This is a genomic window from Ruegeria sp. HKCCD7559 (assembly GCF_013110575.1).
In the GTDB taxonomy this organism is placed as follows: domain Bacteria; phylum Pseudomonadota; class Alphaproteobacteria; order Rhodobacterales; family Rhodobacteraceae; genus Ruegeria.
This window is the reverse complement of sequence record NZ_WVQU01000006.1, coordinates 80,757-95,733: the sequence shown is the minus strand read 5'-3', so window position 1 is coordinate 95,733 and position 14,977 is coordinate 80,757. Positions and strand designations below refer to the sequence as shown.

14 protein-coding genes are annotated in these 14,977 nt (G+C 55.6%); 10 read left to right on the top strand and 4 right to left on the bottom strand.

What is annotated here, in order from left to right; all coding sequences use genetic code 11:
- The first annotated feature begins 4 nt into the window (after positions 1-4).
- The 5 genes from GS605_RS15690 (at position 5) to GS605_RS15670 (ending at position 5,622) form a co-directional block, all read left to right on the top strand.
- The gene (locus tag GS605_RS15690) at positions 5-382 is read left to right on the top strand and encodes a biopolymer transporter ExbD (protein ID WP_152460515.1); all 378 of its coding nucleotides are present in this window, start codon (positions 5-7) and stop codon (positions 380-382) included.
- On the top strand, positions 379-1,527 hold the full coding sequence (locus tag GS605_RS15685) for an energy transducer TonB (RefSeq protein ID WP_171724571.1): 1,149 nt from the start codon (positions 379-381) through the stop codon (positions 1,525-1,527). Before GS605_RS15690 ends, GS605_RS15685 begins: the two co-directional genes overlap by 4 nt.
- Before the next feature lie 198 nt (positions 1,528-1,725).
- Positions 1,726-3,648, top strand: a complete 1,923-nt coding sequence (locus GS605_RS15680; RefSeq protein WP_171636398.1) for a DUF3604 domain-containing protein — start codon at positions 1,726-1,728, stop codon at positions 3,646-3,648.
- Positions 3,649-3,805: 157 nt separating this feature from the next.
- Positions 3,806-4,636, top strand: coding sequence for a peptidyl-prolyl cis-trans isomerase (locus tag GS605_RS15675; protein ID WP_171724570.1), 831 nt, complete (start codon positions 3,806-3,808; stop codon positions 4,634-4,636).
- Positions 4,633-5,622, top strand: a complete 990-nt coding sequence (locus GS605_RS15670) for a HupE/UreJ family protein (RefSeq protein ID WP_171636394.1) — start codon at positions 4,633-4,635, stop codon at positions 5,620-5,622. Before GS605_RS15675 ends, GS605_RS15670 begins: the two co-directional genes overlap by 4 nt.
- A gap of 162 nt (positions 5,623-5,784) precedes the next feature.
- On the opposite strand, the gene GS605_RS15665 is transcribed toward GS605_RS15670, so the two are convergent.
- Entirely contained in the window at positions 5,785-6,732 is a 948-nt protein-coding gene (locus GS605_RS15665) for a helix-turn-helix domain-containing protein (RefSeq protein WP_171724569.1), read from the bottom strand.
- A 57-nt stretch (positions 6,733-6,789) separates the two neighbouring features.
- Here GS605_RS15665 and GS605_RS15660 point away from each other — a divergent pair, with 57 nt between their 5' ends.
- From GS605_RS15660 to GS605_RS21195, 5 genes are all read left to right on the top strand, one after another.
- Positions 6,790-7,011 (top strand): hypothetical protein, encoded by a 222-nt coding sequence (locus GS605_RS15660; protein WP_152460509.1) that lies wholly within the window; start codon positions 6,790-6,792, stop codon positions 7,009-7,011.
- A gap of 4 nt (positions 7,012-7,015) precedes the next feature.
- A complete protein-coding gene (locus tag GS605_RS15655) occupies positions 7,016-8,680 on the top strand; it encodes a sulfatase-like hydrolase/transferase (protein WP_171724568.1) in 1,665 nt (554 codons plus the stop codon).
- Between the two features lie 143 nt (positions 8,681-8,823).
- Positions 8,824-9,933, top strand: a complete 1,110-nt coding sequence (locus tag GS605_RS15650; RefSeq protein WP_171724567.1) for an HlyD family secretion protein — start codon at positions 8,824-8,826, stop codon at positions 9,931-9,933.
- Between the two features lie 17 nt (positions 9,934-9,950).
- Complete coding sequence (locus GS605_RS15645) at positions 9,951-10,697, top strand: outer membrane protein (protein ID WP_253283325.1); 747 nt, start codon at positions 9,951-9,953, stop codon at positions 10,695-10,697.
- 159 nt (positions 10,698-10,856) lie between these two features.
- The gene (locus GS605_RS21195) at positions 10,857-10,982 is read left to right on the top strand and encodes a hypothetical protein (RefSeq protein WP_256369023.1); all 126 of its coding nucleotides are present in this window, start codon (positions 10,857-10,859) and stop codon (positions 10,980-10,982) included.
- On the opposite strand, the gene GS605_RS15640 is transcribed toward GS605_RS21195, so the two are convergent.
- From GS605_RS15640 to galU, 3 genes are all read right to left on the bottom strand, one after another.
- Positions 10,957-12,027 (bottom strand): DUF2793 domain-containing protein, encoded by a 1,071-nt coding sequence (locus tag GS605_RS15640; RefSeq protein WP_171724566.1) that lies wholly within the window; start codon positions 12,025-12,027, stop codon positions 10,957-10,959. The genes GS605_RS21195 and GS605_RS15640 overlap by 26 nt on opposite strands.
- Positions 12,028-12,197: 170 nt before the next feature.
- Complete coding sequence (locus GS605_RS15635; protein WP_171724565.1) at positions 12,198-13,637, bottom strand: mannose-1-phosphate guanylyltransferase/mannose-6-phosphate isomerase; 1,440 nt, start codon at positions 13,635-13,637, stop codon at positions 12,198-12,200.
- Between the two features lie 69 nt (positions 13,638-13,706).
- The gene (gene galU / locus GS605_RS15630; protein WP_171229432.1) at positions 13,707-14,600 is read right to left on the bottom strand and encodes a UTP--glucose-1-phosphate uridylyltransferase GalU; all 894 of its coding nucleotides are present in this window, start codon (positions 14,598-14,600) and stop codon (positions 13,707-13,709) included.
- Between the last annotated feature and the right edge of the window lie 377 nt (positions 14,601-14,977).

Sequence of the window (14,977 nt, the reverse complement as noted above, 5' to 3'; positions counted from 1 at the left end):
GGCAATGATCCGTTACATCCGACCCGGTCGAAATCGTGATTCCACCATTCCGCTGATCAACGTCGTCTTTCTGATCCTGATCTTTTTTCTGATTACGGGTACGATTGCACCGCCATTGGATCCCGATCTGGATCTGGTGAATACAGCGGACCTTGACGGCCGCGAGCCGCCGGATGCGCTTGTTCTTCATCGGGACGGGACATTGAGCTTTCGCGGCAATCCGATCGAGGCGGAAGCTTTCATGGCCGCGCATGACTCGGGGCCTGTGCGGATCGTTCCGGACAGGAATGCGTCGGCCTCTCGATTGATGGAGATCACCAGCAGTTTGCGCCGGTTGGGTGCGCCAACCGTTTTTCTGGTGACCGAACAGGCCCTAGAATGATCAGGCGGTCCATTTCTGTTGCAATCATTGCAATTTCGATTTCCGTACTGGTGCATCTGATCGGCTTGATTGTCACGGTGCCAGAGTTGTCAGATCCGGCTTCCGGGGAACCCGGTACCGACACAATCGAACTCAGCAACGCGTTCGAAGAGTTGGCCGATACCAGGATCGAACCCGTACCGCCCGCGCCGGATGAACCGCCAACCCCTCCGGTGGAACCGCCAACCCAGCCGCAGGAGGCAGAAGTTCCGACAAGTGATGCCCGCGTGGCCTCGCCGAATCCGCAAGAGACGTTCACGCCCGATACCGGGAATTCAACGATTATCCAGCCGAGGGCGCCGGATGAGATTGTCGTGGACCCTATAGACCAGAACCTGGAGGATGAAGGCGAAGCCGCTGAAGCGGAAGGCGCTGCGTCGGCAAGGCCTGAAGCGTTGGCCGAAACACCCGAGGTGCCTAAGGAAGAGGCGGTTGCTCCGGTTGAGCCTTCTTCTGCCGAAGAACCGGTGTCCAAGGAACAACAACAGATCGCCGCGTTACCGGTCGAGGTGGCTCCGGTTGTTCCGGAAAACACGTCCCCACTTGAACCTGTGATACCGGAAGAAGCGTCAGAACCTCTGGATGAAGACGCCGAATTGACCGTACCCGATGCCAGCGTGGACGGATCCGAACAGGCCGTAGCCACGTCATTGCGGCCTCGCCTTCCAGACCGACGCCCGCAACCCACCCTGCGGGGTGCGTTGGATCCGTCAAGCAACTTTGACGCTCTGAGATTTCCGGAGCAGACGATTGAATCACCGCTGGCTACGTATCAAAGAGAGGGTGTCGACGCCTTCCGACAAAACCGGGGCGGCACACGTTCAGGCGGGCGGGGGCCGGGAAATTCAGACACCACGAACTATGCAGGTCAGGTTCTTGTTCATCTGAACAGGGCGCCAATCGTTTACGTTGCCGGTCGAGGTTATGCGCGGGTGTTTTTCCAGATTGACCCGGATGGTTCATTGGCCTGGGTTGATGTCGTCGAAAGCTCTGGCTCGCCGGAAATAGAGCGCGCAGCCAAAGAACAGGTTCGAACCGCCGCACCTTTCCCGCGCCCGCCGGGGGGCGTCAGCCGGAAGCTTTCATTTTACTATCAGATAAGATGATCCGACGGGTCTTGTCAGGTGAACACGATTAGCGATCACCCTAAGGGCTTTCGCCGAATTCCCTGATTGCGCGGGTTTGCAGCTCTGAGATTAAAATACCCTTTGGCCGATAGAATGTGATATAAGAAAATGGGAATATAATAATGGCGCGATGAAATTCGCCCTCATAGCTAAGTATTCCTGAACTGGGAGGTCACTTTGTTTCGGAAATCTGCTTGCATAATCTCACTCATATTGGTCCCTGCTGTTGTTGGTGCCGACGCCGTACCCAGCGAAGATGCCGCCGAGGGATTGTTTTCTGATCAGCCCTATTCCCCTTACGCCCAACGCACATTTCCTGAACGTCCATTATGGGGGGACACTCACCTTCACACCGGGCTTTCGCTGGATGCGGGTGCTTTCGGGAACACCTTGCTGCCGGATGAGGCGTGGCGTTTCGCCAAGGGTGAGCAGGTCATTTCTTCAACGGGTCAGCCTGTAAGACTGTCACGACCATTGGATTGGATGGTTCTCACGGATCACACGGACCTGATGGGGTTCGCGCCGGATTTGCAGGCTGGCAAGCCGGGCGTTCTTTCTGATCCCAAAGGACTGGAGTGGTACAAGGGGTACAAGGCCGGCGGGGAAGAAGCCGGTAAAGCGGCTTTCGACATCATCACCAATTTTTCTCAAATGACACTGCCGGAAATCCTGTTGGAATCGTACAGCCCCGGTGCCGATGCATTTGCCTTTACCTGGGAAAGCATCGTTCTGGCGGCAGAGCGGCACAATGACCCCGGCACCTTTACCGCTTTCATCGGCTTTGAATGGACCTCGGTACCGAAAGGGTTCAACTTGCACCGTAATGTCATGCTGCGCGATGGGCCAATCAGGGCGCTTCAAATGGTGCCGCCGGTCACGCAGCCGCCTTACGGTGATACGGATCCAAAGGCGCTTTATGCCTGGCTTGAAGAGTATCAGGAAAAAACGGGGGGGCGTGCAGTTGCCTTTGCCCATAACGGGAACCTGTCGAATGGGTGGATGTTCCCAACCGAAGACACCTATCACGGCGGCAAGGTTGACGAGGAATATGTCGCGGCCCGCGCAAAATGGGAGCCCCATTACGAAGTCACCCAGATCAAGGGTGACGGTGAAGCGCATCCTTTCCTGAGCCCGGATGATGAATTTGCCGATTACGAGAACTGGGACGTCGGCAATCTGGACATAACCGAGTTGAAAACCGATGACATGCTGGCCGGAGAATACGCCCGAGAGGCATTGAAACGCGGATTGATGCTGGAAGAAAAGTTTGGCGTGAACCCCTATAAATTCGGCATGGGGGGTGCAACGGACAGCCATACCTCTCTGGCCACGGCCGAAGAAGACAACTTCTTTGGAAAATCCGTCAGCGTCGAGCCCTCAGCCTCGCGTATCAAGCATCCGTTCATAGCCAATGACCTTGGTGAAATTCCCGGCGACCTGCTTGTCGCCTCCGGATACACGGCTGTCTGGGCTACTGAGAATACACGCGCGGCGATCTTTGACGCGTTCAAGCGCCGCGAAACCTATGCAACGACCGGGCCAAGGATCGGCCTGCGGTTCTTTGGCGGATGGGGTTTCAGTGAAGCTGATGTTGAAACCCGTTTTCTGGCCAATGTTGGCTATACCAAAGGGGTGCCAATGGGTTCGGACCTGCGCCCGCGCGAGGGTGAGGCTGCGCCAAGCTTCCTGATCGCCGCTCTGCGCGACCCGGTTGGTGCCAATCTTGACCGTGTTCAAGTGATAAAGGGATGGCTCGATTCTGAAGGTGCCTTGCAGGAAAAGGTCTACGACGTCGCATGGTCGGATAACCGCGAGGTCGATCAAAACGGCAAAGTCCCTGCGGTTGGAAACACTGTGGACGTGGATACTGCCAGCTGGACCAACACAATCGGAACGGCCGAACTTGTCACCGTATGGTCAGACCCGGATTTCGATCCTAATGCGCGCGCATTTTACTACGTCCGCGCCATCGAAATCCCAACGCCGCGTTGGATCCTGTATGACAAGTTGAGATATGGTATCGAATTGCCCGAGGATGCAGTGCTTACGCATCAGGAACGCGCCTATTCGTCCCCGATCTGGTACACCCCGGCAGAGTGATCCGTTCTGCGATTGGAACACAAGCCGAGTTAATGACCTTACCTCGGTGCGTCCTCCGCGTTACTGTAACACGCGGAGGGCATCATCATGCAAAACCCGACCCGATGACGCCAACATCTGAACAAACAATCTGGCCACGTTTCACGCAGGAGGCTTGATGCGAGTACTGAAAGAACCTCTGCTCCATTTTTTTTTGATTGGAGCGGCAATTTTTGTTTGGTTCCATATTGTAGCGCCGGAAAGCGAGAACGTTGAAGATATTGAGAAAATAACACTCGACCAGGATGACGTTGCGCTTTTGTCCGCTCGTTTCGAAGCGCAGTGGAAACGCCCTCCAAGCGATGCGGAACTGAAGGCTTTGGTCGACGCATCCATTCGTGAAGAGGTTCTGGTCCGGGAGGCAAGACAACTTGGTCTGGATCGCGGAGATCCCTTGATAAGGACCCGGCTGAGCCAAAAAATGGATTATCTGACCGAAGCCATTGCCACTTCCATCGTTCCGAATGACGAAGATCTGGAGGTTTTTCTTCAGGAAAACGCGGAACGCTATGCAACGCCTGTCATGGTGGCTTTTAATCAGGCCTTTCTTGGAGAGGAGCCCGGAGAGGCCGAAATCGAGAAAGCCCTGGCCACCCTGCGCGCCAAGCAAGACATCTCCGATCTGGGCGGTTCGACCTTGCTGCCGGCATCAATGCCTTTGTCCGCGACGCGGGTTGTCGAGTCGGTCTTTGGAGGAGGGTTTTCGCAAAGCATAACAGAGGTCGAAACAGGTCAGTGGACGGGTCCGATCCGGTCAGGTTACGGTATCCACCTTGTCGAGGTCGTTGCGGTCGAGCCCAGCCGAACACCGCCACTTGCTGAAATTCACAATACGGTGCTGCGGGACTGGCGCCGCGCGATGAGTGAAGATCTGGCGCAAGCGCAATATCAGTCTCTGGCCGAAAAATACGAGATTGTGGCCCCCGATCTTTCAGGCCCGGCTAAATGAGAGCTTTGATCTGCTTCCTGTTTGCGCTGCTGTTTGTGTGGCCTGCAAATTTCGCTGCTGCGCACGCGCTTGATCCGGGATTTCTGGAAATTCGTCAGATTGCCTCTGACACCTGGAGCGTTCATTGGCGAAAGCCCGACGTGAATGGCCAACCGATGGCGATTGACGCAGTTTTGCCAGATGGCTGCACTCCGGCGCGTGGCCCGGATCCCATATCCGACGGTCGAGGGTGGGTTTCGTCCTGGGTCGTCGAATGCCAGGCGGGTATCGCGGGCCAACCCATTGCCATTGAGGGCCTTGAGACTCAGAGAAACGACGTGCTGGCGCGTGTGCATCCCCAGGATGCGCAACCTACTACGTTTCGTTTTACACCGGATATCAATGTTCAAATCATACCTTCTGAACAGTCGACATGGTCAGTGTTTGCCGCATATTCCCAGTTGGGATTTGAACACATACTGGAAGGTTGGGATCACCTTTTGTTTGTCTTTGCGCTGTTTGTTCTGGTCCGCGATCCATGGAAACTTGTCGGAGCCGTAACAGCGTTCACACTTGCGCATTCAATAACCTTGGCGCTGGCAACGATGGGCGTTTTGAATGTTCCCGGACCACCAGTCGAGGCCGTTATCGCATTGTCCATCGTTTTTCTGGCGATGGAGATCGTCAAAGGTGGCGAAGGACGGTTCCGGCTTTCAAAACAGAAACCCTGGATCGTTTGCTTCGGGTTCGGGCTTTTGCACGGCCTAGGTTTTGCAGGGGCCTTGGCTGATATCGGGTTGCCCCCTAACGATATTCCCGCGGCATTGCTGGCCTTCAACCTCGGTGTCGAAGCCGGGCAGCTGAGTTTTATTGCTGCCTTGGCTCTTTTGATGGCGACCTGGCGGCTGATCGCGTTTCCGGTTGGCAAACATGCCACGGTCTTGACCGCGTATGGGATCGGCTCAGTGTCAATGTACTGGCTGATAGAACGCATAAGCGGTTTTTGAACCGTGGCGAAGTCGCGAGAGTTGAGCAAGATTTTGTGGATCATGACGGCGCATGTGCCTGAAATGGAATGCGGCCCGAGCCTGACCTGCTGAGCTTTTGCGCGGTTTCGATTTTGCTTCCATGAAAGGCCATGGTCACAAACAGCACAAAGCCAAGTGTTTTCAATCGACAGTGGCCGATGGCAATTCGCCGAAACACTTTTTGTAATCTTGTGAGAACTGCCCGATATGCCAAAAGCCATATCGGTTTGCGGCGTCAGAAATTGACAGATCTTTGCCTTGTTCTGCAAGCAGGCTGCGAACCCTGTTAAGGCGGAACCTTGTGTAATAGGCCTTTGGGCCGATACCGAATTTTTCGTTGAACGCGCGTTCCAATGTGCGCAATGACACACTGATATCCCCGCAGATCTCGCTGATGGGGACGTTTTCGTCCGGGGTCGCCGTCATCCGATCAATGGCCGCAGCAAGTGCCAGAGCTTTTCGGTTTATCCGCGGTTCCCTGCGATCCGCCCCGCCCCCCAATGCGATCCGCAGTATCTCTTCGATCAAATGGGTTTCGCCCTGTTCTGACGAATTTGGGTTCGCCAACAAAGTCTGAATGTCGTTCAAAAGCGCAGCCGAGCGATCAGGTGGCGTTGCAGGTAACAAAAATGCCCGGAATTCCGTATCAGAAACTGCGATCCCCAGCTTCTCGCCTATTTTCATCGCATTCTCAGTTTCAACGGTCATCGTATATCCGCCGAACCCGCTGTCGCTGATACAGTCGAACTCATCGCCGCTGCCGAAGGACAGAAACGGTGGCGTTTCGATGCTGGTACCGTTCCAGTCCGTCAGTCTTGAATGGGTAGGGATGCCAAATGTGATGTGCCCCTTCGGAGACGCGCCGATCTGGTGCACACGCCGCGAGAAACCAAACTTCATAACGGAAATAAGCGGGCCGGATCTAACCTTGAAATCAGCCTGCATTTCGCCGTCTTCGATCTGACGGAAATCCATATCCCATTTGGATATTGCGGCGATCTGGTTCGGATCACAGAAAGTGGCCGCAAAAAACCGGGGCGCTTCGGGCCGGGCCAAGTCTAGTTTTGTCGATTTTTTGATGCGGTGCAAAATATCTCCCCTGTAGTTTGCATGAAAAGCTTAGTCGAAACATAGGAATATGTTCAAATGAAATTGCCCGATCCGCTTGCCGCGCCCAAACGTGGTCGCCCTCCGCTTCCGAAAGCAGAAGTGCGGTCGGAACGGATCGTGACCCTTCTTACACCCTCACAGCGTCACAGGCTTACGCGTCTTGCGGATTTAACCGGTCAGACACTTTCCAGTGTCGCCCACGATCTTATCGCACAGGGTCTGGAGCGAGAAGAAAACCCAAGGAAAAAGGAAACCTAAAGAAATGGATCTCAAGTTGTTTTTGCTGGGTTCTCTGGCGATCAGCGCACCTGCCTACGCGCAGGATGCACCCATTGCGCATGATTCCGAGTTTTATATCCTTCAGGCCCAGAACAAGGATGCCTGGGAACAGGACGATACAGCCGTTGATCAGGCTCTTGCGGCATTTCGAGACGAGAACGGTGGCAACCCCCCGAACATCATCAGTATTCTGGTCGATGACATCGGTTTTGGGGATATGGGTATCCCAGAATTGAACGCGGTACGCGGCATCAGTACCCCAAACATCAACGATTTTTCTGACGAAGCGATGCGCATGGTGCGCATGTATACAGAGCCATCCTGCACCCCGACACGTGTGGCCCAGACGACCGGTCGTCTGCCGGTTCGGATCGGAATGGGTGATACGACCGTCGACATCGCCGGTTTCGGTCTGCCCGGAGAGGAAGTGACGCTTGCCGAGGTTCTGAAGGCCGAAGGATATGCAACCTCGCATGTCGGGAAGTGGCACATGGGTGACATTGCCGAGAGCTGGGCAATGAACCAGGGGTTCGACTATGCGCAGCACGCCGTTCATCAACAGGGTCAGTTGACGATTTTCAATGACGATGCAATCCGCGAGCAGGTTTCGGTTGGTATCGCAGATTTTGTCGACGATTACACGATCGACGACTGGTTCCGCCCCGATGCATCGGCCATGGCCACGGTGATCGAAGGAAATGCCGGCGGACCTGTTCGTGAGATCCGAATGGAGCCGGGTGAGCGTTGGAACGCAGCCAAATATGATGAGATGAACCAAGCTTTTCAGGACAAAACCCTGAGTGAACTGGAACGCTTGGCCGGCGGTACTGAGCCTTTCTTCCTACAGTATTGGCCGATGATCCCGCTGGACAACACGCGGGCCGGGCGTGACGGGCCGGAAAGCGTCAATGGAGGTCTGTACGCCGACAAACTGCAAGAGCTGGATACGTATTTGGGCGAAATCTTCACGCGCATGGACGAGCTTGGCGTGGCGGATAATACGATTGTCGTGTTGATGGGCGATAACGGCCACTTCACCAAGTATTCACCGGCATCTGGTTTTACGCCAATGGTCTATCGCGGAGGCAAAGGCGATACGACCGAAGGCGGGGTTCGCGTGGACGCTTTCATAAGGTGGCCGGGTCTGATTGAACCAGACAGCATGATCAACAACATTATTCATGTGTCTGATCTTTATACGACGCTGGCTCGTTTCGGCGGCGCGGTTCAGCATATTCCCCGAGACCGGTTGATTGATGGCGTGGATCAATCTGCCTCGATCCTGTTTCAAGATGAAAGCAAAGGTCGGCGTGATCACGTGATCATCTATTCGGTGAGTACCCCAAAGGCGGTCGTCAAGGACAAGCTGAAGCTCAACCTGCCCGGGCCGGGTCAAAACGCGATCATTGCAGATTTCTTTGATGTGATGCGCGACACCCACGAAAAATACCCGGTTTCGACCGAAGTTGGTGCTTGGGGCGGGCAGGAGTTCGTCCGCATACTGGGACGCCACATGGCGAGAAAAGAGCTGTTCCCCGATACAGGCCCGGCCACAGGAATGCCGTATGAAGGAATTGAAAACCTGCGGCCGGAAACGCAACAGGCAGTCGAGGCTTTCATGGTCAAACGATCTTCGGCGCAACAATGAAACAAGGCCGCGCGCGTCAACAGAAATGCGCGGCCGCGAAATCGACACGCAACTAGGGCAAGCGTTGGCGTACTTCTTGGCCGCATCCGAAACCAATCTTGCGCCCCGCTGGTATCAGCAGCTCTGCGCAATGGAGTAAACATATGCTTATTGTCTTAGGTCTCTATTTCGGAGTGATCTGGGTGGTGTTTTCCAAGCTGGGGCTGCTTCCATGGAACCGGTTCTGGAAATCTGTCGTCTATGGGGGTGCCGCAATCATTGCTCTGGTTGTCATCGGTGCCCTCAACCACACCACACCGACAGGGCCTGTTTCGGTGCAAGGCGTTGCCACCAACATTGCCCCCAATGTGTCAGGTACTGTTGTTGACGTTTCGGTTCGCCCCAATGAGCGGGTTGCGAAAGGGGATCCGCTGTTCCGGATTGACGATACACCCTTTCGGATCGAAGTCGCCCGGCTGACAGCCAGTCTTGAAACTGCGCGTTCTGCGGCAGATCAGTTACAGTCCGATCTGGCAGCAGCGGAAGCCGACATTGAATCCCTCACCGCGCAATTGACCTTTGGCGTCCAGCGCCGTGACGACATTGTCGATCTTGAGAAGCGGGGGGCATCGACGACCTTCCAGTTGCAGGAAGCTGTGTCTGCCATCGATCAATTGTCCGCAAGCCTGCGCGCGGCCGAGGCGCGCAAAGCCGGTCTGGAGCGGCGGATTGCCGCCAAGATCGACGGTATTGATGCCGGCGTGGTCGAGGCTGAGCAGGCTTTGGCGCAGGCGCTTTGGAAGCTGGAACAAACAGTCGTGCGCGCGCCGGAAGACGGCTTTGTCACCGCCGTTTCTCTGCGTCCCGGAAATCGTGTATCTATCGCACAGGGGGCGATCTCTTTTGTTGTCCCCGATGACCGCCATCTGATCGCAAGTTTGCCCCAATCAAGTCGCATGAACGTTTCCGTCGGCGACCAGATCCGCCTTGCGCTGCGAATCCAGCCGGGCGGCGAAATACCTGGGACCGTCATATCGTTGCCCGTAGGAACGGCAGAGGGCGTTGTTGACTCGCGCACGGGCCTTCCTTCACTGCGCGATCTGGCTGGCGTGTCCAGCTATCCGGTGCTAATCGCAGTTCCGGACCAGATCAATATCGAAGATTTTCCGTTCGGGACTTCCGGCACTGCGCTGGTGGTTACGGACAAGGCGGGCGCAATCGGTGTGTTGGCGGAAATCCTGTTCTGGATCACCAAAATGCTGAATTACATCTGAAATATTGGAGGGACGAGATGAAAACAGAACTGGCAATAAAAGGCGCGGGTTTGGCCTTGGTTGCGGCGTATGGCACAACCGCTTCCGCGCAGCAAAGCGATTGGTCCCATGAAGCGACGATTTACCTTTTCATGCCTGAAACGGAAACGTCTATCGAGACCCCGTCAGGAACATTGGACGGCACGTTGAGTTTTTCTGACGCTCTGAGCAACCTGGATTTCGCCTTTATGGGCGCGTTTGCGGCATCCAATGGGCGTTGGAGCCTGCTGGCTGACTACAATTATACAAATTTATCCTTCAGCAACAGTGGTGCCGGTCCGTCTGGATCCACTCTCGATACATCATTCACCACCCAGTTCCTAAGTGGGTACGTGGCCTATCGGGTCTATGAAGATCCTTCCGTTCAACTGGACATTGCCGGTGGTTTCAGATGGTTCAGCACCGAAACCAATTTCACACTGACGTCCGGTTCGGCACCTGGGCGCACAACCGTTGTGGACGACGATTGGGTAGACCCGGTCATTGGCGCAAGAATACGTTACGTTTTTTCCGACAAATGGACGGGAACCGGGTTCGTTGATTATGGCGGCTTCCGCAGTGACAGCGAAACGTGGCAGGTTCTTTTGACGGCAGATTATGCCATCAATGACAGATGGGTGATCCGTGGCGGATATCGCTATATCGCCTTCGACCATGAGATCGGCGGCAATGATTTCGAGTTCCATCAGTCCGGGCCGGTGATCGGGGCGTCCTACCGATTCTGATTGATTGTAAACGAATATCGTCTTCGGCTTTGACTTGGTACGAGACGTCAGTCGGAGAGGCGTGCATGTTTGGTCGGTGCAAACTTTTTCTTACAAGTTGTTTGCTGCGTTCCGTGAGCGGGCGCTCCACCAACCATCCTGCTTTTGCCGGTGTGATGAATGGCTGCAAATCTGGTGGCGCGGGTAAACGCGGAACGGGTCGCAACCGATCTGCTGTCGGATTGGCCGCCTGATTCCGGTATCCAGGCGGCCCTGCCTGTCAGAACCAGCGACCAATGGCCGTGACGGATGGCGCCAAGGCTGCCGCATCCGAGATCGCCGAGAAGACAATGAATGTCGATTGGGACGACGAAGGTGTATCAAACCCGGTAAAACGGGTTGCAATACCTCCGGTACCGTTCAGGTTCGGGGGCGTCGAAAAGTCAGCCGGAAAATCCCAGGTTATTGGGCCGTTTTTGAAAAGAGCACCCTCAGCAGTCGTGCAGGCCACGGGCGCAAGAGTGGCCGTACAGATCTGAGTGCCGTCGGCAAACCGCACATAATCTCCGTTGGCATTGCTGCCGCGCTCAATGACAGCGCCGGTCGGAACACCTGCGTTTTCCGCCACTGTTCCAAGAAGGTTTCCAGGGCCGTATCCGTAGTCGGCGCGCATCAGTCGGCCCGAAGTCGTGTCGCTGGCGTCCGCCTGAACAGCTGCCCCCGACACGGTTCCGGCTACGGGATCAAAGGTCATCGCTTCAGTCCAATTGCCGCCGTCAGGAGACACTTTGATGGAAAATCCGGTTGTGCCAGACAGTCCCATTTCCGCGTGACCCGTCCAGTTCGATTGGAACAACAGCGACGCGGTATCACCTGCGCTGGCTTTGTTGATCTTCAGCTGATGCCCGCCGCCTTCGTGGCTCAGCAAGGTCGCCGGGCTGCGAACGGATAAACGGTTCGTACTGTCTGAATTAGTCGCGACCCCGACTCCGTCCAGGTTCTGAGTGCTGACAGGCAGGGGGGCCCAGGCTGTTCCTGTCCAGTATTTCAGATCTCCGGCCGCTTCATCCCAGGCGCGCCAGCCAATGTCGGGGGCCACAAAATGCCAGGCGTTGTCCAGCCAGGCGGCAAGTTCACCGGCATGTCCTGTCCAGTCCCCGGTCGGGTTGGCTCCAAGGGCATGAACTTCGCATTGCTCGGGGACAACAGGAGGTGTCCCGGAATCTGTGGACCGTACCGAGAGTTGCACGACCAGATCGAGCTGTCTCAGGGCTTCGTTGTGGGTAACGTGTTTTTGCGCTTGTGCCGGTTGCAGCAAAGGCAGGTTCAATCGGGGGGATGTTTGTGACACGGGGGGTCCTCCTGTGGCGTCGGTCCGAAGCTTCGGTTGCGCGCTACCCTGCCGCAAAGCGCGTCAATCCTGTCTGACCGGGCCGACCGCCCAGGGAAGATTTTGGTAAGATTCTGATGTCTGCGGAGAACCCGCCGATAGGCGTTCCCGTGCAGAGCAATGCCCGGGAATCAATCTCGGGCGTAGATGTCGTCGTATCGGATGATGTCGTCTTCACCCAGATAGGTGCCAGTCTGAACTTCGATCAAAACCATGGGAACTTTCCCGGGGTTTTCCATTCGGTGTGTCGCTCCCAGTGGGATATAGACGGATTGGTTTTCGGTTACCAAACGCTCCTGATCATCGATAGTGACCTTGGCCGTGCCTTCAACCACGATCCAATGCTCGGAACGATGATGGTGAGATTGCAGGCTGAGCGACGCACCGGGATGTACATGGATGCGTTTGACCTGAAACCTGTCTCCGATCACAAGGCTTTCGAACCAGCCCCACGGACGATGATCCACCGGCAGGGATTCTGCCTGCTTCGCCCCCTTGGCCTTCAGCGCTGCAACGGCCTGTTTCACGTCCTGGGCCTTGTCCATGCTCGCGACCAGAACCGCATCGGGCATCGCAATGGCAATTACGTTTTCCAAACCCATTGCCACGACTTCCTGTGCCGGAGACTCGGACCGTATCAGTGCATTGCGGCAGTCGATTGCTGTTACTTCTCCGTTGGTCGCCACACCGTCTTCATCGGGGTTCGACAGCTCTTGGACCGCGGTCCAGCTTCCGACATCGGACCAGCCAGCGGAATAAGGCACCACGCTCAGGTTCAGGGCCTTTTCCATCACTGCATAGTCTATCGAAATGTCTTCCACACCTGCCCATGCCGCCGGGTCCAGTCGAAGAAATCCCAAATCCGTTTTTGCCTCGGCTACGGCCTTTTGAACCGGCGGGATCAGTTCGCTCGCGTGCTGTTCAAAAGCTGCAAGGATATCGCGAACTGCAAACAGGAAGATCCCCGAGTTCCAAAGATAGCTGCCATCCGACAGCATAGCCTCGGCCGTTTTCCGGTCAGGTTTTTCCACAAAACGATCCAATGGGACAGCTTCTTGGGACGTATCCGGCGGATGGCGGAGTTTGAGATAGCCGTATCCGGTTTCCGGGTGCGTTGGAGTGATGCCGAAAGTTACCAGATCGCGCCGTTCACTTATTGCCCGTACGCCTTCGGCGACGGCTTGATGAAAGGCGTCCATGTCCGGAACCACGTGATCAGACGGCGCCACCAGCATGATGCCATCCGGATCTCGCGCCGTCAGATACAAGGCTGCAACAAGAACAGCGGGGGCGGTGTTTCGACCTTCGGGCTCGATCAGAATTGGGCCGGGGTCAATTCCGACGGCCATCAATTGTTCCGGGACAATAAAGCGAAAAGCCTCGTTGGTCAGAACAAGTGGCTTTGCATACGGGGCCTGAGAAGGGCCGAGCATCCGTTCCGCGCAATTCTGCAACAGGCTTGTTTCACCGACCAGAGGAACGAATTGCTTGGGATAGCTTTTGCGCGACAGGGGCCACAAACGTGTTCCCGAACCACCGCAAAGAATGACGGGGTAGACTGTATTGGTCATGCACGTGCCTTCGAATTGCGGGTGACTGACAGTATTGCCATGTTTTTGGTCAAGTAAAACAATCTGTGACTACTGAGCAGCTTTCCCCGTGGCGACAATGTCATTCAGATATTGGCTCAGATCATCGCGCAGGTCTTCGCGGGCAAGAGCAAAAGCAACGGTGGCTTGCAAAAAGCCTGATTTTGAACCGCAATCAAAACGCTGACCATCGAATTTATAGCCGTAGGCCGGCACTCCGGCGGCAATGTCCTGGGCGATGGCGTCGGTCAGCTGGATTTCGCCGCCGCTTCCGGTTTTTTTTGCGTTGAGGTTGTTCAAAACGGACGGCCGAAGCACGTACCGGCCGATGACTGCCAAATTGGAAGGCGCTTCTGATGGGTCAGGCTTTTCAACCATGCCTCGGGTGGGGACGACGGACCCGATATTGTCGCCAACATCGAGCACGCCGTAAGAGCTGGTCTTTTCCTTCGGAACTTCCATCGCCGCGACCATGTTGCCACCGGTGTCTTCGTAGGCCTCGATCATCTGTTGCAGACAGGGTTTGTCGGCGGCGATGACGTCGTCAGGCAGCATGACGGCAAATGGTTCATCGCCGATCAGCCGCCGGGCGCACCAGACCGCGTGTCCAAGCCCCAGAGCTTTGTGCTGGCGGATATAAGCGATCGCGCCGCTTTCCATATTCGTTTTGTTCAGCACGTCCAGAAGTTTGTTTTTGCCTTTGGCTTTCAGCTCCTGCTCCAGCACCAGGTTGTGGTCGAAATAGTCTTCCAGCGCGGATTTCCCGCGTGACGTTACAAAAATGAACTCCTTGATCCCGGCTGCACGGGCTTCGTCAATTGCGTATTGCACCAATGGACGATCCACCAGCGTCATGATTTCTTTTGGAACGGATTTTGTCGCTGGCAAAAAACGCGTTCCCATGCCCGCTACAGGAAAAACCGCTTTGGTAACTTTGCGTGTCATGGTGCCTCTCAATTATCAAGTTTTGCCAGCAGAGCAGGAAATGTCCGGAATGTCCTCATAGGCCGCAATGCCCTGTCAATCAATGATGCCTGATGGATCAGGCTGCTATCAGTCAAATCGTGCCACCTTGCCAGGGAGGAGTCAAAAGTCCGCTCTGATGCGGTATCCATACTGAATTTGCGTACCATGAGCTTGGATCATTGGCTGACTGCACGGTGAAGAGCGGGATATATCGCATCGGTCGATCACGAAAAATTCATAGGCTTGTTCTTCGCGGCGTATCTTGCAGATCACGAGGCTCCCCGAACCGACCCGACTGTGCCGCCGCGCCGCGTATCATGTTATTTTTGCGTGGTTTTCCCACCCGGAAGACCGCA

Excerpts from the sequence above, each read along its gene's own strand:
- GS605_RS15635 (WP_171724565.1), bottom strand. The coding sequence starts at position 13,637 with ATGACCAATACAGTCTACCCCGTCATTCTTTGCGGTGGTTCGGGAACA.
- GS605_RS15655 (WP_171724568.1), top strand. The coding sequence starts at position 7,016 with ATGGATCTCAAGTTGTTTTTGCTGGGTTCTCTGGCGATCAGCGCACCT.
- galU (WP_171229432.1), bottom strand. The coding sequence starts at position 14,600 with ATGACACGCAAAGTTACCAAAGCGGTTTTTCCTGTAGCGGGCATGGGA.
- GS605_RS15690 (WP_152460515.1), top strand. The coding sequence starts at position 5 with ATGATCCGTTACATCCGACCCGGTCGAAATCGTGATTCCACCATTCCG.
- GS605_RS21195 (WP_256369023.1), top strand. The coding sequence starts at position 10,857 with ATGGCTGCAAATCTGGTGGCGCGGGTAAACGCGGAACGGGTCGCAACC.
- GS605_RS15670 (WP_171636394.1), top strand. The coding sequence starts at position 4,633 with ATGAGAGCTTTGATCTGCTTCCTGTTTGCGCTGCTGTTTGTGTGGCCT.
- GS605_RS15685 (WP_171724571.1), top strand. The coding sequence starts at position 379 with ATGATCAGGCGGTCCATTTCTGTTGCAATCATTGCAATTTCGATTTCC.
- GS605_RS15675 (WP_171724570.1), top strand. The coding sequence starts at position 3,806 with ATGCGAGTACTGAAAGAACCTCTGCTCCATTTTTTTTTGATTGGAGCG.
- GS605_RS15660 (WP_152460509.1), top strand. The coding sequence starts at position 6,790 with ATGAAATTGCCCGATCCGCTTGCCGCGCCCAAACGTGGTCGCCCTCCG.
- GS605_RS15650 (WP_171724567.1), top strand. The coding sequence starts at position 8,824 with ATGCTTATTGTCTTAGGTCTCTATTTCGGAGTGATCTGGGTGGTGTTT.
- GS605_RS15645 (WP_253283325.1), top strand. The coding sequence starts at position 9,951 with ATGAAAACAGAACTGGCAATAAAAGGCGCGGGTTTGGCCTTGGTTGCG.